This is a genomic window from Legionella pneumophila subsp. pneumophila str. Philadelphia 1, assembly GCF_000008485.1.
In the GTDB taxonomy this organism is placed as follows: domain Bacteria; phylum Pseudomonadota; class Gammaproteobacteria; order Legionellales; family Legionellaceae; genus Legionella; species Legionella pneumophila.
In genome coordinates, this window is sequence record NC_002942.5 from 2,038,370 (window position 1) to 2,062,706 (window position 24,337).

Consider the following 24,337-nt stretch of genomic DNA (forward strand, 5'->3'; position numbering starts at 1 on the left):
ATTGTAACTCTTATTCTGTCTAAGCGCCAATGTTCTATCATGAAGTCCACCTATTCCATAGTTAGTTTTATTCTGGTGTAGGCACAACGAAATCCAGCCTTTTGAACGTTCAAATCTGAAACTGTACCTGGTTGAGTAGTTACGGTGGCGAATTCCAAACCATACTGCTTGGCCAGATTCAGACGAGCAAACAATAATTTTTTCTGAAGGCCTTTCCCTCGATAAAGAGGTAATGTGCTGGTAACGCCCAAATCACAAGCATCACCATGAATTGCTATTGTGGCGCCAGCAACCAAATTACCATGATCATATGCTGCAAATGCTAAAACTCCTTTTGCACTGGCATATTGGTAAAATTGTTCCTGAGCCTCAAGAAAACCAAATCCAATAGCTACTCTTTTTGCCCACTCTTCCAATTCAGACTGCTTCACTTCTCTTATAATAAACCCATCATCCTCGGAGTGAGCAACCAGATGGTAACTCTTTAAATCAAGAACTGAAACATTATTTAACTCAGTTATGTAGTAACCTCTTTGGCTTAAAAAATTAATTAAATGATTTCCCACAAAAGGACATAACTCAATATCGACACGATTATGGCCTAACGATTTATAAAAATTTTCTATAGCTTCTATTTCAGCTTTATATTGGTTAGGCTCTGTTTTAAATCCCCAGCCTACTACCTGGGATAGAAATGACTCAAAACCAGAAAAACAAGCTGCTCCGCCGTTGATTTCCAGAATTTTTCCTTGTGAGTACCGCTTTGTCACCTCAATGTGACTCTGCTTGATACACCCTTCCATGCGAACAGCCAATTCCTTAGTAATATACATCGATTTCCTCACCACCAGGATCAGATAGCATTTAAACCTGAAACAATATCGTGAATCAACTCCGGTCCCTTATAAACTAAACCACTGTATACTTGTAATAACGAAGCTCCTGCATTGATCTTGTCTTTGGCGCTCTCCAAACTGTCAATACCACCCACTCCTATCAATGTCACATCATTACCAACATATTGTTTCAACAAGCGCAAGCAGCGAGTAGATAATTCCATCAGTGGCCTACCACTTAATCCGCCCTGTTCTTCAGAACAAGGCAAATTTTTTACCATTTCCCGAGAACAGGTGGTATTCGTTGCAATAATACCCTCGATTCCATACTGTAAAATGATATCTGTCATTTGTTTTAGTGTTTCATCTGTTTCATCCGGAGATACTTTCACCACTAAAGGCACATGGCGTCCATATTGATCTGCTAATTTTATCTGTTCTTTTTGTAACTGGGTGAGTAATTCAGCAAAATAATCTCCTTGTTGTAACTGGCGTAAATCAGGGGTATTGGGAGAGGAAATATTGATAGTGACATAGGAAGCATGATCATATACTTTACGGAAGCAATAAAGATAGTCCTCTGCAGCTTGATTTAAATTAGTCTCTTTATTTTTTCCAATATTTATCCCTAATATTCCTTTATAATTTGCTCTTTTTACATTTTCTACCAGTACATCAACTCCCGAATTGTTAAAACCCATCCTGTTGATAATCGCATTTGCCTCTGCAATACGAAAAAGCCTTGGTTTGGGATTACCTGCTTGTCCCTTAGGTGTTACTGTCCCTAATTCAATGAATGAAAATCCCAATTTGGCTAATGCATCCAAATGTTCGCCATTTTTATCTAAACCAGCTGCCAGTCCAACTTGATGAGGGAATACAAGACCCATAGCATGAACAGGTTGACCGGCTATTTTCCGAAAATAAAAACCAGGGAGGTAATGTAATAAGGATAATGTTAATGAATGGGCTTTTTCTGCATCCAATCTGAAAAGTAAAGGGCGCAGCAGTGAATACATAAAATTACTCCTAAAGCAGGGAGAATCATTAATAAAGAACAATTGAGGTATGATAACATTTTTCGTGATGATTTTCGTACTGACGATTAATAGGAAGCGAAATAAAATTAATTCAGATAATTTTTTATGCATCTGCCCAGATAAATAGCGAAATGACTTGCTCATTATGATTGCAAATAGTCCTGTTGCATAAACGAGCTTATTCTGCTGATAGGCTATTCTCCCTGTCTAAAAGGGAAAATCATAGGCGCGTCTCTATTAATCGTTGGTCCACTCATAATAAAGCTAGAATCTTAAACCACAAAAACTGTATTCCTCTGCAGTATTAATATGTTCTTCCTTAACACCAGTATCACTCTTTGATGTTTTTGGACCTCTTGATTTTTGTTCGTTTAAATCAGAATTAATCACTTCTTCATTAGCACTCAATTTATCTTTTTTTAATCCATTTAGAATTTTTTGATGAGAACCCTGATCTTTGCATTGCCTCTCCATCGAGCTTCTGATTATTGGCTCAACAGGATGATCTTGCGCCTGATTATCAGCTATAAAATATGCAGCCAGGGTAGCAGCAAACACTCCTGTAGCAAAGCCTCCCAAGGCAAACATAAGCGCAGTAACCGCTGGTAACGCAAAAATTCCGGATAATCCAATTGACAATGGAACTAAAACGATGGCTAGAGTCATTCCTAGCAAAAACACAGGAATTATAGAGAGAGAAACTACAAAATCTGTAGCAAGCCAACCCAATAAAGCAGTCGCTCCTGAACTAGCAAACGAAGTCAAACCCAAGCTTCCCCAAAATTTCATGAAACCAAATTTTTCCCCGGTAACATTATCCTCATTCTGTTGAGATAAAGTGTTTTCACCTTCCAAAGAGTTGGATTGACACTGTAAATCATCATGACTAATCAGCAACTCAGATTTATCTTTTGTTAATTCATTGATCAGACCATTTCCATTATTGTTTTGTGGCAAACTGGGATTATTTTTTAACCGATGCGCAAACGTTGCAGCAACCGCTCCAAGAAACAATCCTGATACAACAAGTAGTAAACCAGGTAAAATAACTGGTGAAGCCAACACAGCCGGAGCGGCGCTCATAAGGAGCATAAACCCTATATAAAAACCCAAACTGAAGGAGTCAACGATAACAGCAGCTAATGTCATCCCCGACGCCAACCATAAGATAATTGCAGCTGCTCCCATACTTAATAACGCAGCAATCATGTGAGATCTTAAGGAAGGTGTAAACTCACTGTTTTTCTTATTTGATACTGCCATTTTTTCCTCCCTGCATACCAGTCACTTACTTTAAAAAAGTAATCTCAATTAAACAACACATTGTTGCGCCCAAACTCTTAGCATTGCATTACCTGATTTATGCAAATGAAAAGCAGCCTCCCTAACCTCCACTCCATAGTTCTCCTGTTGCAAGCCTAGTAAAACCGGTCCTAGAAATTGTGAAGTGTTACCTTCTCTATCAATCAATGGAAAAATTCTCACTTCTTTGGCTACCCTTGCTAATTCACGAATTGCAATCAGGTGAAAATCAACCGTTTGATCGTCAAGATCTGCAAAAAAATAATGAGAACTCAGAGCAAAATCAAAGGTAAAATCGGCAAATGGTAAATGATAATCGGTAAGCCCCAGGTACCTTCCATCAGCCTTACCTTGTTCATAATCCGCAAAAAACTGCTTCATTCCTTCTTGTCTTTCCTGAAGCAATTTATCCAAACTACCATTACGGCTAAAGTCAAATTGATCCTGATGCTGCCTAACCTCTTCAGCCATATTCGCAAAAATCATTTTTGCTTTAGCAAGCAGCGTATCTTTATCCAATACGAATAAAGGGTCACAACTCACTACTCCATTTTTTTTCACTTGAGTTTGCTGGTAATTAACAGCGCTAGGACCGCAACCGTATTCTAATAGTCGTGAATTCTCCACTCCCTGGGGTAAATCAAACATCTCACGATAGTCTTCAATTCCATGCCCCCATAATACCAGTTTTCTCATTAGAAATACTCCTCTTCTAAATCCATTTGGATTACACTTTGGCTAAAGATTAGGTGATTTTTTTACCCAGGTAAAGAATCATTTTAACCACTGCCCTGGGTAAAGGTGTTTTTGAGATAAAAATTTAAAAAGTTTGGAGAGAAAAGCCACCTTGCGATTGAACAAATGAATATTTACCATTCAAATTCTTTCAATTTTTCGCAATAAGACATCCGTATATTATCAAATGTATCAGTGGGTTAAAAAGATTGTCTTGGAAATAAACAGGAAGGTGACAAGTACGCTTCATTTGGGTATAGTCTAGCGTATTTATCAACATAACAGGATGTCACTCATGTACACAGGCTTAGACTTTCAACTGGGCGAAACGTATGACATGTTACGAGACAGCGTCAACCAATTTGCCCAAACTGAAATAGCTCCTTTAGCTGCACAAATCGATGAGAAAAATACTTTTCCTAACCATCTCTGGAGAAAACTGGGAGAAATGGGATTACTTGGCATCACAGTAAGTGAAGAATATGGTGGTGCCAATATGGGATACCTCGCGCATGCCATAGCAATGGAAGAAATTTCCAGAGCCTCCGCATCAGTTGGTTTAAGTTATGGCGCGCACTCTAATTTGTGTGTCAATCAAATCTTTTTAAACGGAAATAATGAGCAAAAGCAAAAATATTTGCCTAAACTTATAAGCGGTGAATATATTGGTGCTTTGGCGATGAGTGAGTCCAACTCAGGGTCCGATGTAGTCAGTATGCAATTACAAGCCCGTTCTGCTGGAGACAAATATATTCTTGACGGCACAAAAATGTGGATAACCAATGGTCCTGACGCGGATGTTTTGGTTGTCTATGCTAAAACAGACAAGCAGGCTGGAAGCAAAGGGATTACTGCCTTTATTATCGAAAAAGGAATGCCCGGATTTAAAACAGCACAAAAACTAGACAAGCTTGGTATGCGTGGGTCAAACACATGTGAATTGGTATTTGATCAATGTGAAGTGCCTTCTGAAAATGTTCTGGGAACAGTAAATCAAGGGGTCAAGGTATTAATGAGCGGCTTGGATTATGAACGCACAATCCTTGCTGCCGGACCAGTTGGAATTATGCAAGCTTGTATGGATGTTGTATTACCCTATGTCCATGAACGCAAGCAATTTAATCAGGCGATAGGTGAGTTTCAATTTATTCAAGGCAAACTTGCTGATATGTACACTGATTTGAATGCTTGCAGAGCTTATCTGTATGCCGTTGCCAAGGCTTGTGACAACGGTAGGGTTAGTCGTAAGGATGCTGCAGGAGTTATTTTATATACTGCAGAAAAAGCAACACAAATGGCTTTACAGTCAATACAGATTCTTGGAGGAAATGGTTATATTAATGAATATCCTACAGGACGTTTATTAAGGGATGCGAAGTTGTATGAAATTGGGGCAGGCACTTCTGAAATAAGAAGAATGCTAATTGGTCGTGAACTTTTTAAAGAAACAGCATAAGGAATGAGACAATGGAACATAATGATGTCGTGATAGTCGCAGCAAAAAGAACACCAATGGGAGCTATGCTAGGCAATTTATCTGCACTTTCCTCCCCAGAGTTAGGGGCAGTAGCGCATATGGCAGCGTTGTCTCAATCAGGTATTGCTCCGGCAGAAATCGATGAAGTGATCAGTGGTTGTGTATTACAAGCTGGTATTGGTCAAGCTCCTGCCAGACAGGCAGCAATAAAAGCAGGCATACCTAATTCGACAGGAGCCACGACCATTAATAAAATGTGTGGTTCGGGCATGAAGGCTGTGATGCTTGCGCATGATTTAATTAAGGCAGGTACAGCTAATGTAATTTTGGCTAGCGGTATGGAAAGTATGAGCAATGCCCCCTATTTATTATCCAAAGCACGAGCAGGATATAGACTGGGTCATGGTGAACTGAAAGATCATATGTTCCTTGATGGATTAGAAGATGCCTATGATAAAGGACAATTAATGGGGTGTTTCGCTGAAACAACTGCAAAACACTTTAATTTCAGCAGAGAACAACAAGACGAATATGCCTTACGCTCAATGACCAAAGCGCTAAAAGCAATAGAGAATGGTGCCTTTCGAGAAGAAATCGCTCCTGTCACCTTAACTACCCGCAAAGGAGATATCACGGTTGACGTCGATGAAGGGCCTGAGACAGCCAAACTTGCCAAAATACCTCAGTTAAAACCAGCCTTTCAAGCAGATGGTACAGTCACAGCAGCCAATTCAAGTTCTATTTCAGATGGCGCGGCCAGTTTAATTTTAATGAGTGCCTCAAACGCAGAAAAACGTGGCATTAAGCCCTTGGCAAAAATCATAGCACACGCCAGCCATTCCCAAGCCCCACAATGGTTCACAACCGCTCCTGTTGATGCAATCCGTAAGGTAATGAACAAAGCGTCATGGAAACAAGATGATGTGGATCTTTTTGAGATTAATGAAGCGTTTGCAGTAGTAGCGATGGCAGCAATTACTCAGCTTGAATTGAATCCGGAACAAGTCAATATACATGGCGGGGCATGCGCTTTAGGGCATCCCATTGGTGCTTCAGGAGCTCGCATTCTGGTTACTTTAATGCATGCGCTAAAACACCAGGGTAAAAAACGCGGAATAGCTTCTTTATGTATAGGCGGTGGTGAAGCAACAGCTATGGCAATTGAGCTAATTTAACGGTTAAAGATGACCTGGGTAAAACCTTTATTTTTACCCAGGTTTTTATATTAAAACTGGTTGCTATTTTTATTTGCGACCAGATAATGTTTTACCTATCAAAACCAACTTGGTTATAACAATAATAAAGGATGTACATGCTAAGACATAGTCTCATTTACCTTCTACTAAGTATTCTTATTGTCGTATTTGCAAAATATGCCCATCTTATCGTAGTTTACATCGATATGTTTTTCACTTACGTTAATTTAAAATTAACACCTATATTCAGCCAAACAGGTTGGGGACTGATTATCAGGAAAATTCTAGTCCTTATGTTATTACCCATAATCATCGCAGGAATCCCAGCGCTAATTTACCGGGCACTCAAAGGAAAAGACATGCCCCATTTTATTGCGATTGTCTGGATAATATGGACCATCATAGTCTTGAGTGATATTTTGATTCGGTAAGGATAAAAAATGGCTAAGTTAACTACTCAAATCAATACCAGCAGTCAGGAATTCAAAAATAATCAGGCGAATATGCAAGCATTGGTTACTGATTTAAGAGAAAAAATACATCAAATCTCTCTGGGTGGAGATGAAAAAGCACGTACCAAACATCAACAACAAGGCAAACTACTTCCGAGAGAACGCTTACACCAGTTGCTGGATCCAGGTAGTCCTTTTCTTGAGCTATCTCAACTTGCTGCCTACCAAGTCTATGAAGACACAATACCCGCTGCAGGAATAATCACTGGCATTGGAAGAGTGGCAGGAAACGAATGTGTGATTGTGGTCAACGATGCCACTGTTAAAGGTGGAACATATTATCCTCTGACCGTAAAAAAACACTTAAGGGCACAAGAAATTGCATTGATAAACCATCTTCCATGCATCTATCTGGTGGATTCAGGAGGTGCCTTTCTACCGCTTCAAGATCAGGTCTTTGCCGATAAAGAACATTTTGGACGTGTTTTTTATAATCAAGCGCAAATGTCAGCATTAAATATTCCTCAAATAGCCGTGGTTATGGGATCTTGTACGGCGGGAGGAGCCTATGTACCAGCCATGGCTGATGAATCTATTATGGTCAAGAATCAGGCAACCATATTCCTTGGAGGCCCTCCTCTCGTTAAAGCAGCAACAGGAGAAGTAATCAGTGCGGAAGAATTAGGAGGAGCCGAAGTTCACTGTCGCCACTCAGGAGTATCTGATCATTATGCGGAAAATGACGCTCACGCGCTTCATTTAGCGCGAGTCGCCATTAGCAATTTAAATCGTAAAAAACCAGATTCCATTCATAGAGTGGATACAGTTCCTCCTCTTTATGATAGCGAAGATCTTACCGGAATAATTCCCACTGACCCTAGAAAGCCTTTTGATATAAGAGAAATTATTGCTCGAGTGGTAGATGGTTCAGAGTTTGATGAATTCAAAGCACTTTTTGGAACAACCCTGGTTTGCGGTTTTGCTCGCCTATATGGATATCCTATAGGGATTATTGCTAATAATGGCATACTTTTTAGTGAAAGTGCGCAAAAGGGCAGCCATTTCATAGAGCTGTGCTGTCAACGTAAAATACCACTTGTATTCCTGCAAAATATTACAGGATTTATGGTGGGCTCCAAATACGAAGCATCAGGTATTGCAAAACATGGAGCCAAAATGGTGACAGCAGTTGCCAATGCTAATGTACCCAAATTTACCATCATTGTTGGTGGAAGTTTTGGAGCAGGTAATTATGCCATGTGTGGCCGGGCATATGCTCCTCGTTTCCTATGGGCCTGGCCTAATGCACGCATCTCAGTTATGGGTGGTGAACAAGCAGCGAATGTTCTCGCGCAAATCACCAGAGAGAAATATGCAAAGCAAGGAAAAGAATGGTCACTCGAAGAAGAAGAACAATTTAAAACTCAAATGAGAAGTCAGTATGAAACTCAGGGAAATCCTTACTATGCCAGTGCCAGGCTTTGGGATGATGGGGTCATCGCGCCTCAGGATACACGCAAAATACTCGGACTTGGATTATCTGCAGCCTTAAACGCACCGATTGAGGATACTCGTTTCGGTGTATTTCGCATGTAAAAGGAAAGGAACAATAGGCATGAGTGATTTATTATATGAAATTCAAGATAAAGTAGGTTTACTTACTATGAATCGAATTAGCAAGCATAATGCGTTCGATAATCAACTGCTGACTGAAATGAGAATACGACTTGACTCCGCAATAAATGATACTAACGTTCGCGTCATAGTACTTAAAGCGAATGGAAAGCATTTTTCAGCTGGTGCTGATTTGACCTGGATGCAAAGCATGGCTAACTTTACTGAAGAAGAAAACCTGGAAGACAGTCTGGTATTAGGTAATTTAATGTATAGCATCAGTCAAAGCCCAAAACCTACTATCGCCATGGTTCAAGGTGCCGCTTTTGGTGGTGGAGCTGGATTGGCAGCAGCATGTGATATAGCCATTGCATCTACTTCAGCACGTTTTTGTTTTTCTGAAGTGAAATTAGGTCTTATTCCAGCAGTAATTAGTCCCTATGTAGTTAGAGCAATAGGTGAACGAGCGGCAAAAATGTTATTCATGAGTGCTGAAGTTTTTGATGCCACACGTGCATATTCTCTTAATTTAGTTCAGCACTGCGTCCCTGATGATACGTTGTTGGAGTTTACTCTCAAATACGCCTCGCAAATCAGTAATAATGCTCCAGAAGCGGTTAAAAACTCAAAACAACTGGCACAATACGTCGCTAATAAAAAAATAGATGAAGAACTGGTTCGCTACACTGCTTCTCTGATTGCTCATAAAAGAGTATCTGATGAGGGGCAAGAAGGGCTTAAAGCATTTCTCAATAAAGAAATACCCAACTGGAATAAAGGTTCTGGACATGTTTAATAAAATATTAATTGCTAACCGAGGCGAAATAGCCTGTCGAATCATTAAAACAGCACATTCTATGGGTATTCAGGCTATTGCCGTTTATTCAGCAGCAGATAGAAACAGCCTTCATGTGCGATTAGCTGATAGCGCTTATTATATTGGAGAAGCGCCAGCTAAAGAAAGTTATCTGAATATTGACCATATTATTCAGGCAGCTAAAGAAAGTGGAGCACAAGCCATCCATCCTGGCTATGGATTTTTATCTGAAAATCCTGATTTTGCCAAAGCCTGTGAACAAGCGGGCATTGTTTTCATCGGTCCCTCCATTAAAGCAATGGAAGCAATGGCATCCAAACAATTAGCTAAACAACTTCTTGAAAAAACGAAAGTCCCACTTACACCGGGCTATCATGGCGTTGAACAGTCTGAAGAAAAGTTGTTGAGCGAAGCTAAAAAAATTGGATTTCCAGTACTGATTAAAGCCGCTAATGGTGGTGGTGGAAAAGGAATGCGAGCAGTACATGATGAAAAAGAGTTTCATGATGCATTAGCAGGAGCCAAAAGAGAATCTATGGCCTCCTTTGCGGATGATACTATGATAATTGAACGATTAGTTCTTAATCCTCGTCATGTTGAAGTACAGATCATGGCGGATAATCATGGAAATGTTGTAAATTTGTTTGAGAGAGATTGTTCCATTCAGCGCAGGCATCAAAAAATTATCGAGGAGGCCCCTGCTCCCAATTTATTGCCCGTGCTTAGGCAAAGGCTGGCAGAAGCAGCCTGCGAAGTAGCCCGCTCCATCAACTACAGAGGAGCTGGAACAGTAGAGTTTTTGGTAGACGGTGAAGATAAATTCTACTTTATGGAAATGAATACAAGACTTCAAGTAGAACATCCTGTCACAGAAATGATTACAGGACTTGATCTTGTCGCTTGGCAGATAAAAATTGCAGCGAATGACACATTACCTTTGCTTCAAAATCAAATTCAAGCTCAAGGCCATGCAATTGAGTGCCGTATTTACGCTGAAGATCCTTATCAGGGTTTTATACCCTCTATTGGCCAACTTCAATTCTTAAAAGAACCCTCTGGCGATGGCATACGCATTGATACAGGTGTTACTTTGTCTTCAGAAATAACAAGGTATTATGATCCCATGATAGCCAAGCTGATTGCCTGGGGACATAATCGTGAAGAAGCATTACATAGATTGGAGCGTAGCCTGGCTCACTATGACATTGGCGGGGTAAAAACAAATATACCCTTTCTACGAGCCATTTGCCAACATGTAAAATTTAAAGAGGCAAAATTAAGTACTGATTTTTTAGAGAAAGAAAACATAAGCCTGCCTAAACCAGATAATGAGTTAGGTATGCTCCTGGCCATAAGTTATGATTATTTAGGTATGATTAATCGCACTACGGATCCCTTGTTGCAAGAGGCATTTGGCTGGCAAATGCATCTTTCCAGCCATTGGATATGGCGTTATCAATTGAACTCCACGATAATTGAAGCTCAGATTACACCTATAGATAATAAAAAATTTAAAGCAAAAATTGAAAACAAGGAAATGGTCATCTATGCCAGATATGACATTGACCAGCTTATTATTGAAATTGATCAAAAATCAGTGAAAGCCAGAGTAGAAAACAAAGATCACCATTTGATCTTCTATACTGACAAAGGCCAACTTTCAATCGAACGCTTCTACTGGAGTAAACTGGATGCTCAAACTTCCGCCCATAAAGGCCAGTTAACCGCGCCAATGCCTGCCACTGTCGTTGCTATTTTAAAAAATATTGGTGAACAGGTAAAAGCTGGTGAAAGCTTAATTGTACTTGAGGCAATGAAAATGGAACACACCATTCATGCTCCAATCGATGGTATATTATCAGATATTTTTTATTCTGTAGGTTCCCAAGTGAGTGAGGGAGCAGAACTGTTAGCACTTAGCGAATCGGATACTTAAGAGAATATTTATGGACTATCCTCAGCATGTGACAATAATCGAAGTAGGTCCTAGAGATGGCTTACAAAATGAGCCATCTTTTCTCCATAGTGATAAAAAAATTGAATTAATCAATTTACTCAGTCAGACAGGGCTGAAAGAGATAGAAGTCACCAGTTTTGTTTCAGCAAAAGCAATTCCACAGCTAGCTGATAATGAAGAAGTATTTCAATCTATTAATAAGACTCCCTCCATCAACTACTCTGCCCTGGTTCCAAACGAACGAGGAATGCTTAAAGCCCTGGAAATGGGAGTACAAAATATTGCAGTATTCACTGCTGCAAGTGAATTATTCAATCAACGCAATATTAATTGTTCTATTAAAGAAAGTATAGAACGCTTTAAACCTGTTTTAGCATTAGCAAAAACCAATCAAATTAGAGTGAGAGGCTATATCTCCTGCGTATTAGGCTGTCCCTATGAAGGATATATACAACCTAGTCAGGTTGTTAGTGTCACTAAAATGCTTCTTGATCTAGGCGTACACGAAATTTCGTTGGGAGATACTATTGGCGTGGGAACTCCGAGGCAAACTCAGTTGCTTCTTGATGCCATACTACCCATACTTCCAATCACACAATTAGCCATGCATTTCCACGATACTTATGGACAAGCCGTAGCAAATATTTATGCCTCCCTTGAGTATGGAGTTAACCGCTTTGACAGCTCTGTTGCGGGTCTTGGAGGTTGTCCATATGCTCGAGGTGCCAGTGGCAATGTTGCAACAGAAGATGTACTTTATTTGATGCATGGATTGGGTATTGATACAGGTATAGATATATTTAAAATTGTTGCTGCCGGAGATATGATTTGCAAAGCACTAGGGCGAAAAAATCAATCCAAAGTAGCTAATGCTATGCTAGCCAATCCATGTAATTAAGAAGCTCCATCATTATTGGCTTTGATAAGTACTAAAAATCGGAAACTTAAAGAGAAGCACCCAGTTTTGTGCTAGCCTATACTTATAAACAAATTACTGATGAAATTTTCCAGTGTAACACCCATCATTCAAAACAGAACTATGAGAGAAATTTTCATGAACGACAAAGTATGGACACCTAAAAACCCTGAACAAACAAGAATGTGGCAATTTATGGACTTTGCCGCAAAAAGGCATTGTCAAGTTTTTGAAAATTATCAAGACTTACATACCTGGTCAGTAAAGCATCCTGAATCATTCTGGGAAACTCTTTGCCTTTTCTTTAAATTGAACTTTGATACACCACCTCACCAAATTCTGAATTATTATTCTGAAATGATTGAAGCACGCTGGTTTTCAGGAGCACGCTTCAATTTCGCTCAAAAATTATTAACCCGCAGGGATAATCACCCTGCCCTAATAAGCCTTGATGAAAATGACTGCAAAAGTGTCATTAGCTATGCTGAATTATATGAAAAAGTAGCCCAATGCGCTGCTGGTCTTAAAGCAATTGGTGTCGCCACTGGCGACCGGGTGGCCGCAGTGATGCCTAATACTTCTTACACAATCATTGCCATGCTGGCAACAACTTCTTTAGGGGCAATCTGGTCATCCTGCTCACCTGACTTTGGTACCCAGGCTGCACTTGACAGGATAGGACAAATTGAACCTAAAGTACTCTTTATTTGTGATGGTCATCAATATCAAGGTAAGAAACACAGCAGCTCTGAAAAGGTCGTACAACTTACTGCTGCGATTACTTCTCTAAGACAGGTAGTAATTTGCCCAAATATTAATGAGGAAATTAATCTCGAACAACTGCCTAACACATCGTATTGGAATGATTTTATAAAACCGGTAAAAGAATGTGATTTTATTTCTCTGCCTTTTGATCATCCTGTTTATATTATGTTTTCTTCAGGAACAACAGGTAAACCTAAATGTATCGTTCATGGCGCGGGAGGTACTTTAATTCAGCATCTGAAAGAATTAGGTCTTCATTCAGATATTAAATCCGCAGACAATTTATGTTTTTATACAACGTGTGGCTGGATGATGTGGAACTGGACTGTTTCTGCTTTGGCATTGGGAGCTACCATCACTCTATATGAAGGTTCTCCAACCTACCCTACAGATAATAGAATGTTTCGACTGATAGATGAAGAAAAAGTCACTGTATTTGGAACCAGCGCCAAGTTCATATCCGCGATTGAAAAAGCCGGGGTAAAACCAAAAAGTGAATTTCAATTATCCGAGTTGCGCTGTATCTTGTCTACCGGCTCCCCTCTTCTACCTAAAAACTATGATTTCGTCTATGAACATATTAAAAAAGATCTGCAATTAAGCTCTATTTCAGGAGGGACGGATATTATTTCTTGTTTTGCATTGGGAAATCCTATTCTCCCGGTTTATAGGGGTGAATTACAATGCATTGGATTAGGTATGGAAGTTGCGGTGTATGATGAGCAAGGCCATTCAATCAAACAAAAACGTGGTGAGTTGGTTTGCACCAAACCCTTCCCTTCCATGCCAGTCTGTTTTTGGAATGATAAGGATAGACAAGCATATAAACATGCTTATTTTGAGCGCTTCCCAGGGGTGTGGGCACATGGCGATTTCGCTGAAATAACTGCCCACAATGGATTAATTATCCATGGACGTTCCGACGCTATATTAAATCCGGGAGGAGTTCGTATAGGAACAGCTGAAATTTACAGACAAGTTGAAAAAGTAGATGATGTTGTTGATAGTATAGTCATTGGGCAAGATTGGCAGGATGATGTACGAGTTGTTTTATTCGTTAAGTTGCGTGAGGGGAAAAAACTGGATGATGAATTAATCAATCTGATTAAAACAACCATTAGAAAAAATGCCTCACCACGACATGTGCCAGCTAAAATACTACAAGTCCCAGACATTCCTAAAACTCTTAGCGGGAAAGTAGTGGAGCTCGCCGTCAGGCAAGTTGTTCATGGTCAATCAGTAAGTAACTTACAGTCTTTGGCAAACCCTCAAGCATTAGAATATTTTAAAGACAGGAACGAATTGAAAAGCTAAAATTGCGTGAAAATAGCTATTTTCAGCACGAATCCACATTAAAATTCATCTCATATCAACCAATAGAAAGGGCAACTGCAAGAGTTGCCCTTTCATGTAAATACTTGTTATTTGAATATTATTTGAATGAAAAAATTTAATAATCCTCATAATTTGAGGAAAACTCATTTACCCGAATACTTTAAAACCATCCCCTAATTTACAATTCATTTGATAACTTCCTAATCGCTCATAACTACTTGCATTCAGCACAGTGGTTTTAATTGAAGCATCACCCTCAGAATCTAAATTAAACTTACTGTAATCAAACATAGGTGTACCGCGAGCCAGCGGATCATCAAGAGTAAAATGCCTATCTGAGGCTGTAACACGGCTATCACCGATTACCATAACTGCATTCGGAGTAACTGAAACTATTGCAGAGTTCAATGGCATTTCCGAAGTACATTTTTTTAAGTTAATTACAAAAGTGATTCGCTTTCCTTCAGCTATAGCGTCTACTATATTTTGAAAAGTGTTTAATTCTACTGCTGCCTGCGCTGTGAATGAGCACAAGGTAAAAACTGCTAAAAACATCTTTTTCATGAATAATGTTCCTTGTATTAAAACCGGCTTAAGGTTGCCAATAAGAATTTATCTTGTCAATCCTCAACCAAAATAATTATTTTCAGACCGAATGACACCGCGAATCTGGTTAATGCGAATTATCTCTTTTTATATAAACCAAAAGCCAACCAATAATCATGAAAAACAAATCGAGATACTCAACAGAATTAAGATTTTTCTTTGTTTATGAATCCAGTTTGTGTATACTTGTGCATAGCGTCGATTTGAAACACAGCTTGCGGACGCTCAAAAGATTTATTCCTCTGTTTAAGAACATGAAAACTCTAAAATCGAGGTAAAATGCAATTTTTGCTTTTTATTAAGAATTATTGTTTTCCAGTGCTGCAGATATCTTTTGAAAATACGGCTAAAGCGGTTGCTTTCTAATCCCCACTTTATGCCCCGCAAGCGATATTCCCAGGTTATAGTAATGATTGAATTATGTGGGCTAAAAAAATCTTTCTCTGGTAAACTCGCCTTAAACGATATTAATTTATTTATTCAGGAAGGTGAAATTTTTGGAGTTATAGGGAAAAGCGGGGCAGGAAAATCAACATTACTGCGTTGCATCAATATATTGGAAAAACCTGACGAAGGTGAAGTCGTTATTGATGGGCAGAATCTGATGAGCCTTTCCAGAAAAGATTTAGCCTTGGCACGTCATAAAATTGCCATGATCTTCCAACATTTTAATTTGCTAAATTCAAAAACTGTTTTTGATAACATAGCCCTTCCGATGAGAATTCAAGGTATAGACGAAGAGTCGATCAAACAGAAAATTGAAGAGTTGCTTCCTGTTGTCGAGTTAACAGATAAGAAAGATGCTTTCCCCTCACAACTTAGTGGTGGGCAAAAACAAAGAGTAGCAATTGCACGAGCACTAAGTTGTTCTCCCAAAGTTCTATTATGTGATGAAGCCACTTCAGCCCTCGATCCTGCAACTACTGACGCCATATTATCACTACTAAAAAAAATCAATGAATTGTATGGAATTACTATTGTCTTGATTACTCACGAAATGGATGTCGTAAAACGTATATGCCAAAGACTGTCTGTCATGGTCGATGGCAAGATTGTTGAAACTACTGCTTTATCTAATATTTTCAATAAGCCAGAGAGTCTCGCTCGCAAAATGCTTTACGCACAAATTAGCCCTGAACTCCCAACCTGCCTTACTCGCAGGCTGGCGGACTATGCTACTGAAAAACCTCTCGTGAGATTATTTTTTCAGGGCGAGGAAGCAACGGTACCTTTTATTAGCCAAACCAGCAGAGAATTAAACATGGACATCAATATTCTACTGGCAAATATTGATCGTTTCGATGGAGTGACTTGTGGTGTTTTGGTTGTTGAATTAACAGCGAATCCATTATTGCTTGAAGCATTTATCAATCGTTGCGAACAAGCTGGTATTACTGTGGAGGTTTTAGGCTATGTCCTACCAGATGGTTTATGATTTACTTAACGCAACAGGAGAAACACTGTATATGGTGTTTTTTAGTACTCTATTTGCAGTACTCCTTGGCTTGCCTTTAGGTATATTGCTGTACTCATCATCTCGGATAAAACCAAACATTAAATTGAATAAAATTTTATCTGCTCTGATTAATATTTTCCGTTCCATCCCTTTTATCATTTTACTTGTTGCAATTATACCATTCACCAGGCTAATTGTTGGTACCAGCATAGGGATCAATGCAGCAATCGTTCCATTAACAGTTGGTGCGACTCCTTTTTTTGCAAGGCTAGTTGATAATGTTCTCCAATCGTTACCCCTTGGTCTTATAGAAACCGGTTATTCAATGGGAGCTAACACACGCCAAATTATTTTACATATCATATTACCTGAGGCACAATCAGGATTAATTCATTCCATTACAGTAACAGCAATCACTCTGATTAATTATTCAGCCATGGCAGGAGCTGTGGGTGCCGGAGGATTAGGTACATTAGCGATTAACTATGGTTATCAACGCTTTAATGCTGGCATTATGATAGCTACTGTGATTGTATTAATTATTTTGGTCCAACTGATACAAATGGTTGGAGACTACTTGGCCAAACGTTGTACACATTATTAATTGGGAGGTTCAATGAGAATTTTAAGTTGTTTGGTTTTAATCATTAGCCTGGTAGCTTGCAGTAGTAAGCCAGCTCCCAATACCTTGGTCATCGGCACAATTGCTGGCCCTGAAACAGAACTTATTGAAACAGCAAAACAAGTTGCTGAAAAAGAGTATGGGCTCAACATAAAAATTGTTGAATTTAATGATTATAATTTGCCCAATGAAGCACTGCAAGATGGCAGTCTAGATGCTAATGTTTACCAACATTTACCTTATTTAAAAGCTGCTATACTGTCCCATGGTTATGATTTGCAGGCAATCGGCAGAACCTTCGTTTATCCAATGGGTATTTATTCGAAGAAATATAAAACACTCAGTGAATTACCTGAGAATGGAATAATTGCAGTCCCTAATGACCCTAGTAATGAGATGCGCGCCTTCTTGTTATTGGAGAAAGCTCATTTAATTACTCTTAAAAATACAACGAATAGCGGTATTCAAGATATCGAAAGTAACCCCAAACAATTCAAATTCAAAGAGATAGACGCCGCTCAATTACCAAGAGTGCTCCCTGATGTTGATGCCGCAGTAATTAACACGACGTTTGCCTTGCCTGCCGGATTAAGCCCATCAAAAGATGCTTTATTTACTGAAGGCAAAGATTCACCTTATGCCAATATCATTGTGATACGCCGTGACACTGAAAAAAGGCCACAGCTTGAATTGTTTGTGAAGGCGTTGAATTCAGAAGAAGTAAAAGAGAAAGCAAAAAAACTGTTTGGAGAAGATGCAATACCAGCCTGGTAATTATTAATAAATTAGCTTAATTTTTACTTAATAAAAAACTGTTATACTTTATCTAGATAACCTTATTGAGGTATTTGATATGGCTTTTTATAATTCTATCCCTTTAATTGGTAAACATTTAAAATCAGAGAGCCGTGCAAAAAAATACACTTCTGAAGAATTTAAAAGGCTAGAGAGAGAATACAGAGATCATATCGGTTTGCCAGAAAACTCAAGCTTTAGTTCTGACGCATTCGATAAGCTTGTCAGCTCCAGAGTAGATGATTTCCGGGCTTTTCCGAAAACCAACTTACCCGGGGGATTGCTGTTTCATGATAAACTGAAGGAAGCCAATACTACCGAAGGGGATAATATCCGGGATGTCTTAAGTAAAACAGTCCTGGCACCAACTGAAAAATTTAAAACAGCACAAAAAAATTTTACAGAATCAACTTCAACATTTAAAGAGCTAACCAAATTAATTCCAAGCAAATTCCGAGCCCAGGATCTTGTTGGCACCATGAAGGAACTGACTGATGATGCTCGTAAAGCCATAATAGAACAGCAAGCGCATGAAATCCAAATGTTGAAAGAAAAATTGGATCCCCAGAAAGAAGGACAAGCTGGTAATTACGTATCCGATTTTAAAAAAGCACTGGGTCTTAAGGATAATGACGAAGTTAAGAAAGTTACAGAAGGCTTGATTAAGGAATTGGAAGAAACCCATAAAAAACAACTGGGTGAATTCGATAAATCCACAAGCGACTCGTTAAACCAACTACATAAAGCCTCTGCGAGTGAATCATCAGAGTATCTGTTTCTTGCCAATCTGTATGAAAACAATAAGGAAATGCGTCAAACGCTTGAAAAGTTATATGCCAAAGAACGCCAAAGAAAAGGGCTTCCTCCTGAATCTACAACAGTTCAAGTAGGTATATCAGAAAACAAAATTGATCTCAATGGAATCAAACTCAAAGATATTCCTGTCATTAAAAGTATTACAGGGAGAGAGATTCATCAACAACCGGATGGCAGTTTTGCAATCCAGATGCCGATGATAAACCCATTCTACTATCAGGATCCAAGGCAAAATGTCAAAACAGACATGATGCTCATTGCTCAAGCTATAAAAGCTTCAGGTTATGACTCTATTGAAATGAATTGTAATTTTCCAAATAGTGAAAAGGTAGCGATGGAAAGGGGCAGGCAAGCTTTTGCCGCCTGTATTGAAGCGGGATTTCCTGTTGACAAGATCACCATTAATGTTAACGGCAAACCTATGAAGGCGGACGAATTGTTTAAAGAACATCCGAAAACATATCAGGATATTATGTCAAGAGCCTCAAAAATCTCGAAAGATTACGAGGACATCAAAGCGCCCAAAACATCAACTGCCCCAGTGAACACTGTAGTTGTCAAACAGGAAATCGCCGCATTACGCACCAAACAGCAGCAAGAAGAACGAGCTCAAACACAACCTGTTGATGAACAACGACATGGCGTGACCCCCAATAATTGACTTATAAGTTGAATTTGGATTAAACAATCCAAATTCAACAAATTCATTATCCTCCCCGAAATTTGCTCAAAAAATTTCACTACCTCAAACCATCAATTTCTGATATTTTATCCATTGTAGATACTTTATTTTTAAATGACAGATTCTATTTACGCCGCTTATTAGAAGTATCCATAAAGCAGATACCGTTTACCTTGGATAAACTGTGTCAATAATGCTATTTGAGGTGGCATTTAAAAATAAAGTGCCAGTATAACTATTCAAGGTATTTTGGTATCATCGAGAATAGATATGGAATTCAACGGGTTAGCTAAGGAGAAAGCTATGAGTACTCGTCGCTTTGATGAATTTGACAATGAAATGGATGATTTTAGTGATGCTGAACCTGTTATAACTGAGGCAAGCCCTTCAACAAAATTGGAAAGACGTAGAAAAATAGAAGATCTGTTGGAGGAAAAGCGGTTAAGAGAAGAACTGGAAGAGTTTGGTTAGTTGGAAGAAAATTGAGCCATATAAATGTCAAACCTTACAGTCTTACCATCAATTGAGGCATCTGGCGGGAGTAATGGTTTTACCTTTTGTGGCCACTTGACTACAACTCTTGACTTAACATGAGATAAAGACAACTCGATTAACTCCATTGCATCATGATCCGTTCCAATTAATTGCTGCAAAACTTGCATCTCTTTCTTAACCAAAGCCGATTTGTTTCGTTCTGGGTGCATGGGATCAATGTAAATAATATCGGGATAATCCTTTTCTTGCAAACTATGCAGGAATGAAATAGCGTCACTTGCAATCAAAGACAAACACATTTTTTGAATGTCCGCTTCGTTTCTACGAGATAGTGCATCAGCAAGCAGTGCAGCCATGACCGGATGACGTTCCAGCATAACCACATCGGCACCAAAAGTTGCCAAAATAGCAGCATCTTTTCCCCAACCTGCCGTAGCATCCAAAATTTTAATCCCTTTTGTTGGCTTGCAAGCCCTGATCAAACCCTGTCTTTTACCCTCTCCTCTTCTTTTACTCCAGGTCATAGCACTGAAATCAGCAAACATAAGAGAAAAATTTCGAATTTTTAAAGTTAATTTTTCAGGAGTAACAAAAAGGCAGGTATCAGCATTTTGATCTAACTGTAAATTCAATTGATCAGCTAACAATTGTGCTTTTTCTTTGAGTTCATTGTTTTCATAACCAACTGCTTTTATTCTATTCATTCTTACAATAATAATTGATTGACATACTGTAACAGAGAATTATAAATTGGTACTTTAGGATATTGTGCCAACTCAGACATATCAGTCATATTAGAAAGTACAATAATAGGCTGGGCACCAACTGCCAATGCTGCTTGTATATCTGAAACTCTATCCCCTACAAAGGGCACGCTATCCAGTGAACAATTTAACTTTTCTGCCAGAGCCTTTAGCATTCCTGGCTGGGGTTTTCGGCAAAAACAGTTGTCTTCAGGTAAATGGATACAATACTCTAAGGCGTCAATTTGCCCCCCTGCTTCTGCAAGTACCTCTCTCAACTTACAATGAATGGCAGATAAATCATCCTCAGAGTACAGCCCTCTTGAAACTCCAGATTGATTGGTTGCAACACCGATTTTATATCCGGCAGCACTTAAACGAGCTATGGCAATAATGCTATCGGGTATAATAATAAGCTCATCAACATTCTTGATATAATTGATTGAGTCAGTGTTAATTACTCCATCTCTATCAAGCAATATAATTCGATTCATAAGTGCTACAACATTGAAATGTCAGCTACACCCTGCAATAACTCTTGTAATCGCTGCAGGTGCGCAAGCCTGTTCTGTTTCAATGACTCCTCTTCAACCATAACCATCACATGATCAAAAAAAGCGTCTACTGGCTCTTTAAGACTGGCCAGAAGCTTAAGTAATGCTTGATAATCTCCGGCAATGTATAAAGTTTCTACTGTTTTAGTAATTTTATTAAGATGATCAAATAATGCTTTTTCAGCGCCTTCCTCTATAAGCTCTTCCTTAATATCTACTTTTTTATCCGCATATGCTGCCTGAGCTAAGATATTGCCAACACGCTTACAAGCAGCTGATAATGATGTCGCCTCTGGCATAGTGATAAATGACTTTAAAGCGAATAGACGCTTATCTAAATCATATAACCAATCATCCTGACGAGCACGGACAGCATGAACCAAATCAGCGCTGATACCTTGATTTTGATAATAAGATTGAAGTCTCTCAAGAATAAATGGTTTTAATTCAGCCACTAAATTCTTGTCTTGAGGGAGTCGATCACCATAATTAGCCAAGGCTTCTTTAATCAAAGTTGATAAATTAAGCGGTGCTGATATTGAAATGAGTAAACGGACTACAGACAAAGCGTGGCGTCTTAATTTAAAAGGATCTTTTACTCCAGTTGGCTTTTGGCCAATCGCAAAAATACCCACCAGAGTATCCATACGATCCGCCAGGGAAAGTGCCTTGCCCAAATCAGTGGATGGTAAATTATCACCAGAAAATCTAGGCATGTATTGCTCATTTAAAGCGGTAGCAACAATAGCTTCTTCGCCATCATTAAGAGCATAATAATATCCCATAATCCCTTGCAATTCAGGAAACTCGCCTACCATACCTGTCATCAAATCACACTTGCTTAATAATGTAGCTCGCTCAGCCAGGTGAGAGGGTAAATTGAGAGACTGGCTTAAATGATCCATCATTGCCTTTATTCGTTGTACCTTATCATACATGCTTCCCAGCTTTACTTGAAAAATAACCTGCTCCGTAGAAGGTATATGCGCGCTTAGCGGCTGTTTCTTATCTTGTTTAAAGAAAAAGGCAGCATCACTTAATCTTGCCCTCATTACCTTCTCATTTCCTAAAACTACTTGTTTTGGATTGGAACTGGCGATATTTGATACCGTAATAAAATAAGGTAGCAGCTCACCATGCATATTTTTTAGTGCAAAACACTTCTGATGAGATTGCATGGAAGCAATAAGGGCTTCAGCAGGAACCTCTAAAAACTCCTGTTCAAAATTTGCAATGAGCGCTTGAGGCCATTCGACTATTGAGGTGACTTCATCAACCAATTCTTCAGGCATAATCACTGAAGCACCTAGAGGTGCTGCTAATTCTTGTACCTGATGGATAATGGCTTGTCGCCTAGTAGCAAAATCGGCAATTACAAAAGCATTTTTCATCTGATCTTCATAGCTTGCAGCTGAATTTATTCTTATTTCCTGAGGATGATGAAAACGATGTCCCCTGCTATGACACCCACTTGTAACGCCTAAAATTTTATGATTGAGTGTCTCACTTCCATAAAGCATCACGGCCCAATGGACAGGTCGGGCAAATTCGTCGTCTCCTTCTCCCCATCTCATGGGTTTTGCGATAGGTAAAGACTCTAAAGATTGACTAACCAATCCAGGCAAGAGATCTTTTGTTTTAGTACCCTCACTCTGAGTTTCAAAAACAATCCATTCACCTTTGTCAGTTTGAATCTTGGTGAGCGCATCTACCGTAACACTACATGATTTTGCAAATCCTAACAAAGCAGGGGTCGGGTTACCTTCACTATCGTATGCTGCTATTGCAGCAGGACCGCGTCGCATGACTTTTTGGCTTTCCTGTTCAGTTTGTAAGTCATGAATCACAATAGCCAGGCGTCTTGGTGTAGCAAATCTCTTGACTTCACCATAACTTAATTGCGCCTTATCTAATGCGGCTAACAATCGAGTAGAAAACTCATTTGCCAAAGGCCAAACAGCACCAGAAGGCAGCTCTTCACATCCTAATTCAAAAATAAAATCATTGACCATTACACACCTTTTGCATAGGGAAACCTAACGCCTCGCGCGCTTGATAGTAAGCTTGAGCTACTGCTCTTGATAGATGTCTTACACGTAATATATACCTTTGCCGCTCTGTCACAGAAATTGCTTTACGTGCATCCAGTAAGTTAAAAGTGTGAGAAGCTTTTATGACCATTTCGTAAGCAGGAAGAGGTAATTGCAAAGCTATCAATTTTTGTGCCTCTCCTTCATAATAATCAAATTGCTTAAATAATTCTTCAACATTGGCATGTTCAAAATTATAAGCTGACATCTCTACTTCATTTTGATGGAATACATCCCCATATGTCACTATGCCATTAGCCGTTTTACACCAAGGCAAATCAAATAAGTTATCTACCCCTAAAACAAACATTGCGATACGTTCCAAACCATAGGTTAATTCACCAGTGATTGGTTTACATACAAGTCCGCCCACTTGTTGAAAATAAGTAAACTGAGACACCTCCATTCCATTTTGCCAAACCTCCCAACCTAAGCCCCATGCGCCTAGAGTTGGTGATTCCCAATTGTCTTCGACAAAACGGATATCATCCAATAAGGGATCTACTCCAAGTGCGCGTAACGAATCCAAGTATCGGTCTTGTATATCCAATGGCGACGGTTTTAATACCACCTGAAATTGATAATAATGCTGAACCCGGTTTGGATTTTCTCCATAACGACCGTCCGTCGGCCTTCTGGATGGCTGAACATAAGCTGCTGACCATGGCTCAGGTCCAATCGCTCTTAAAAAAGTAGCTGGATGAAAGGTACCCGCGCCAACTTCCAGATCCAAAGGTTGCAAAATAACACAACCAAGATCTGACCAATATTTTTGCAAGGTCAGTATAATTTCCTGAAAAGTAGTAGGTTTAGTCATGAAAATCTCAAAAAACAAATATGATCTTTAAATATAGGTTGGTTTTTAATCCTTATATCCAGGATATATCCCACAAAACCTATCTTTCATTTAGAGAATTAATTATTCAGTCCAATAAATTATTGGAGTGTTGGGTGACAGAGTTGATTGAGCTCAACGCTACAACACTAAAATACTATCCCAGTTGAGGACAACTGGGACATATAAATTTAATCCAAA

The 24,337-nt window shown here is 39.1% G+C and carries 22 protein-coding genes; 13 read left to right on the forward strand and 9 right to left on the reverse strand.

Annotated features, from left to right (window positions below):
- Positions 1-50 precede the first annotated feature (50 nt).
- The 4 genes from LPG_RS09130 to LPG_RS09145 form a co-directional block, all read right to left on the reverse strand.
- The gene (locus LPG_RS09130) at positions 51-833 is read right to left on the reverse strand and encodes a GNAT family N-acetyltransferase (protein ID WP_011946748.1); all 783 of its coding nucleotides are present in this window, start codon (positions 831-833) and stop codon (positions 51-53) included.
- Between the two features lie 20 nt (positions 834-853).
- Entirely contained in the window at positions 854-1,855 is a 1,002-nt protein-coding gene (locus tag LPG_RS09135) for a quinone-dependent dihydroorotate dehydrogenase (protein ID WP_011214079.1), read from the reverse strand.
- Between the two features lie 285 nt (positions 1,856-2,140).
- Positions 2,141-3,139 (reverse strand): hypothetical protein, encoded by a 999-nt coding sequence (locus LPG_RS09140; RefSeq protein ID WP_011214080.1) that lies wholly within the window; start codon positions 3,137-3,139, stop codon positions 2,141-2,143.
- A 48-nt stretch (positions 3,140-3,187) separates the two neighbouring features.
- On the reverse strand, positions 3,188-3,874 hold the full coding sequence (locus tag LPG_RS09145) for a hypothetical protein (protein ID WP_010947549.1): 687 nt from the start codon (positions 3,872-3,874) through the stop codon (positions 3,188-3,190).
- A gap of 334 nt (positions 3,875-4,208) precedes the next feature.
- On the opposite strand from LPG_RS09145, the gene LPG_RS09150 reads away from it, so the two are divergent.
- The 8 genes from LPG_RS09150 (at position 4,209) to LPG_RS09185 (ending at position 14,421) form a co-directional block, all read left to right on the forward strand.
- Positions 4,209-5,369, forward strand: coding sequence for an isovaleryl-CoA dehydrogenase (locus LPG_RS09150; RefSeq protein ID WP_011946749.1), 1,161 nt, complete (start codon positions 4,209-4,211; stop codon positions 5,367-5,369).
- An 11-nt stretch (positions 5,370-5,380) separates the two neighbouring features.
- The gene (locus LPG_RS09155) at positions 5,381-6,565 is read left to right on the forward strand and encodes an acetyl-CoA C-acyltransferase (protein ID WP_010947551.1); all 1,185 of its coding nucleotides are present in this window, start codon (positions 5,381-5,383) and stop codon (positions 6,563-6,565) included.
- A 137-nt stretch (positions 6,566-6,702) separates the two neighbouring features.
- Positions 6,703-7,017 carry a hypothetical protein gene (locus LPG_RS09160; protein ID WP_011946750.1) on the forward strand — a complete coding sequence of 105 codons (315 nt, stop codon included), beginning with the start codon at positions 6,703-6,705 and terminating at the stop codon, positions 7,015-7,017.
- Positions 7,018-7,026: 9 nt separating this feature from the next.
- Positions 7,027-8,634 (forward strand): carboxyl transferase domain-containing protein, encoded by a 1,608-nt coding sequence (locus LPG_RS09165; RefSeq protein ID WP_010947553.1) that lies wholly within the window; start codon positions 7,027-7,029, stop codon positions 8,632-8,634.
- A gap of 19 nt (positions 8,635-8,653) precedes the next feature.
- Entirely contained in the window at positions 8,654-9,448 is a 795-nt protein-coding gene (locus tag LPG_RS09170; protein WP_013101538.1) for an enoyl-CoA hydratase-related protein, read from the forward strand.
- Positions 9,441-11,405, forward strand: a complete 1,965-nt coding sequence (locus tag LPG_RS09175) for an acetyl/propionyl/methylcrotonyl-CoA carboxylase subunit alpha (protein WP_015444411.1) — start codon at positions 9,441-9,443, stop codon at positions 11,403-11,405. Before LPG_RS09170 ends, LPG_RS09175 begins: the two co-directional genes overlap by 8 nt.
- Before the next feature lie 10 nt (positions 11,406-11,415).
- The gene (locus tag LPG_RS09180) at positions 11,416-12,324 is read left to right on the forward strand and encodes a hydroxymethylglutaryl-CoA lyase (RefSeq protein ID WP_010947556.1); all 909 of its coding nucleotides are present in this window, start codon (positions 11,416-11,418) and stop codon (positions 12,322-12,324) included.
- A gap of 156 nt (positions 12,325-12,480) precedes the next feature.
- A complete protein-coding gene (locus LPG_RS09185) occupies positions 12,481-14,421 on the forward strand; it encodes an acetoacetate--CoA ligase (protein ID WP_015444410.1) in 1,941 nt (646 codons plus the stop codon).
- Positions 14,422-14,589: 168 nt separating this feature from the next.
- Here the strand turns inward: LPG_RS09185 and LPG_RS09190 are convergent, their stop codons facing one another.
- Entirely contained in the window at positions 14,590-15,006 is a 417-nt protein-coding gene (locus LPG_RS09190; protein ID WP_010947558.1) for a VirK family protein, read from the reverse strand.
- Between the two features lie 451 nt (positions 15,007-15,457).
- Between LPG_RS09190 and LPG_RS09195 the strand changes: the two genes are divergently transcribed.
- The 5 genes from LPG_RS09195 to LPG_RS15255 all read left to right on the forward strand — a co-directional run bounded on the left by LPG_RS09195 (position 15,458) and on the right by LPG_RS15255 (position 19,890).
- A complete protein-coding gene (locus tag LPG_RS09195; protein WP_015444409.1) occupies positions 15,458-16,483 on the forward strand; it encodes a methionine ABC transporter ATP-binding protein in 1,026 nt (341 codons plus the stop codon).
- Positions 16,461-17,108: a methionine ABC transporter permease gene (locus tag LPG_RS09200; RefSeq protein WP_010947560.1), complete on the forward strand. Its 648-nt coding sequence runs from the start codon at positions 16,461-16,463 to the stop codon at positions 17,106-17,108. Before LPG_RS09195 ends, LPG_RS09200 begins: the two co-directional genes overlap by 23 nt.
- A 12-nt stretch (positions 17,109-17,120) precedes the next feature.
- Complete coding sequence (locus tag LPG_RS09205; protein WP_011215805.1) at positions 17,121-17,900, forward strand: MetQ/NlpA family ABC transporter substrate-binding protein; 780 nt, start codon at positions 17,121-17,123, stop codon at positions 17,898-17,900.
- 79 nt (positions 17,901-17,979) lie between these two features.
- Positions 17,980-19,398: a Dot/Icm T4SS effector Ceg25 gene (ceg25, locus tag LPG_RS09210; protein ID WP_010947562.1), complete on the forward strand. Its 1,419-nt coding sequence runs from the start codon at positions 17,980-17,982 to the stop codon at positions 19,396-19,398.
- Between the two features lie 324 nt (positions 19,399-19,722).
- Positions 19,723-19,890: a PA3496 family putative envelope integrity protein gene (locus LPG_RS15255; RefSeq protein WP_011214091.1), complete on the forward strand. Its 168-nt coding sequence runs from the start codon at positions 19,723-19,725 to the stop codon at positions 19,888-19,890.
- Here LPG_RS15255 and LPG_RS09215 read toward each other — a convergent pair.
- From LPG_RS09215 to glyQ, 4 genes are read right to left on the reverse strand one after another with little or no spacing between them, the layout of a single operon-like run.
- On the reverse strand, positions 19,887-20,618 hold the full coding sequence (locus LPG_RS09215) for a class I SAM-dependent methyltransferase (RefSeq protein ID WP_010947563.1): 732 nt from the start codon (positions 20,616-20,618) through the stop codon (positions 19,887-19,889). The genes LPG_RS15255 and LPG_RS09215 overlap by 4 nt on opposite strands.
- Before the next feature lie 2 nt (positions 20,619-20,620).
- Entirely contained in the window at positions 20,621-21,151 is a 531-nt protein-coding gene (gene gmhB / locus LPG_RS09220; RefSeq protein ID WP_010947564.1) for a D-glycero-beta-D-manno-heptose 1,7-bisphosphate 7-phosphatase, read from the reverse strand.
- A gap of 5 nt (positions 21,152-21,156) precedes the next feature.
- Positions 21,157-23,223, reverse strand: coding sequence for a glycine--tRNA ligase subunit beta (gene glyS, locus LPG_RS09225; RefSeq protein ID WP_010947565.1), 2,067 nt, complete (start codon positions 23,221-23,223; stop codon positions 21,157-21,159).
- A complete protein-coding gene (glyQ, locus tag LPG_RS09230) occupies positions 23,213-24,118 on the reverse strand; it encodes a glycine--tRNA ligase subunit alpha (RefSeq protein ID WP_011214095.1) in 906 nt (301 codons plus the stop codon). Before glyQ ends, glyS begins: the two co-directional genes overlap by 11 nt.
- Between the last annotated feature and the right edge of the window lie 219 nt (positions 24,119-24,337).

Excerpts from the sequence above, each read along its gene's own strand:
- LPG_RS09130 (WP_011946748.1), bottom strand. The coding sequence starts at position 833 with ATGTATATTACTAAGGAATTGGCTGTTCGCATGGAAGGGTGTATCAAG.
- LPG_RS09135 (WP_011214079.1), bottom strand. The coding sequence starts at position 1,855 with ATGTATTCACTGCTGCGCCCTTTACTTTTCAGATTGGATGCAGAAAAA.
- LPG_RS09140 (WP_011214080.1), bottom strand. The coding sequence starts at position 3,139 with ATGGCAGTATCAAATAAGAAAAACAGTGAGTTTACACCTTCCTTAAGA.
- LPG_RS09145 (WP_010947549.1), bottom strand. The coding sequence starts at position 3,874 with ATGAGAAAACTGGTATTATGGGGGCATGGAATTGAAGACTATCGTGAG.
- LPG_RS09150 (WP_011946749.1), top strand. The coding sequence starts at position 4,209 with ATGTACACAGGCTTAGACTTTCAACTGGGCGAAACGTATGACATGTTA.
- LPG_RS09155 (WP_010947551.1), top strand. The coding sequence starts at position 5,381 with ATGGAACATAATGATGTCGTGATAGTCGCAGCAAAAAGAACACCAATG.
- LPG_RS09160 (WP_011946750.1), top strand. The coding sequence starts at position 6,703 with ATGCTAAGACATAGTCTCATTTACCTTCTACTAAGTATTCTTATTGTC.
- LPG_RS09165 (WP_010947553.1), top strand. The coding sequence starts at position 7,027 with ATGGCTAAGTTAACTACTCAAATCAATACCAGCAGTCAGGAATTCAAA.
- LPG_RS09170 (WP_013101538.1), top strand. The coding sequence starts at position 8,654 with ATGAGTGATTTATTATATGAAATTCAAGATAAAGTAGGTTTACTTACT.
- LPG_RS09175 (WP_015444411.1), top strand. The coding sequence starts at position 9,441 with ATGTTTAATAAAATATTAATTGCTAACCGAGGCGAAATAGCCTGTCGA.
- LPG_RS09180 (WP_010947556.1), top strand. The coding sequence starts at position 11,416 with ATGGACTATCCTCAGCATGTGACAATAATCGAAGTAGGTCCTAGAGAT.
- LPG_RS09185 (WP_015444410.1), top strand. The coding sequence starts at position 12,481 with ATGAACGACAAAGTATGGACACCTAAAAACCCTGAACAAACAAGAATG.
- LPG_RS09190 (WP_010947558.1), bottom strand. The coding sequence starts at position 15,006 with ATGAAAAAGATGTTTTTAGCAGTTTTTACCTTGTGCTCATTCACAGCG.
- LPG_RS09195 (WP_015444409.1), top strand. The coding sequence starts at position 15,458 with ATGATTGAATTATGTGGGCTAAAAAAATCTTTCTCTGGTAAACTCGCC.
- LPG_RS09200 (WP_010947560.1), top strand. The coding sequence starts at position 16,461 with ATGTCCTACCAGATGGTTTATGATTTACTTAACGCAACAGGAGAAACA.
- LPG_RS09205 (WP_011215805.1), top strand. The coding sequence starts at position 17,121 with ATGAGAATTTTAAGTTGTTTGGTTTTAATCATTAGCCTGGTAGCTTGC.
- ceg25 (WP_010947562.1), top strand. The coding sequence starts at position 17,980 with ATGGCTTTTTATAATTCTATCCCTTTAATTGGTAAACATTTAAAATCA.
- LPG_RS15255 (WP_011214091.1), top strand. The coding sequence starts at position 19,723 with ATGAGTACTCGTCGCTTTGATGAATTTGACAATGAAATGGATGATTTT.
- LPG_RS09215 (WP_010947563.1), bottom strand. The coding sequence starts at position 20,618 with ATGAATAGAATAAAAGCAGTTGGTTATGAAAACAATGAACTCAAAGAA.
- gmhB (WP_010947564.1), bottom strand. The coding sequence starts at position 21,151 with ATGAATCGAATTATATTGCTTGATAGAGATGGAGTAATTAACACTGAC.
- glyS (WP_010947565.1), bottom strand. The coding sequence starts at position 23,223 with ATGGTCAATGATTTTATTTTTGAATTAGGATGTGAAGAGCTGCCTTCT.
- glyQ (WP_011214095.1), bottom strand. The coding sequence starts at position 24,118 with ATGACTAAACCTACTACTTTTCAGGAAATTATACTGACCTTGCAAAAA.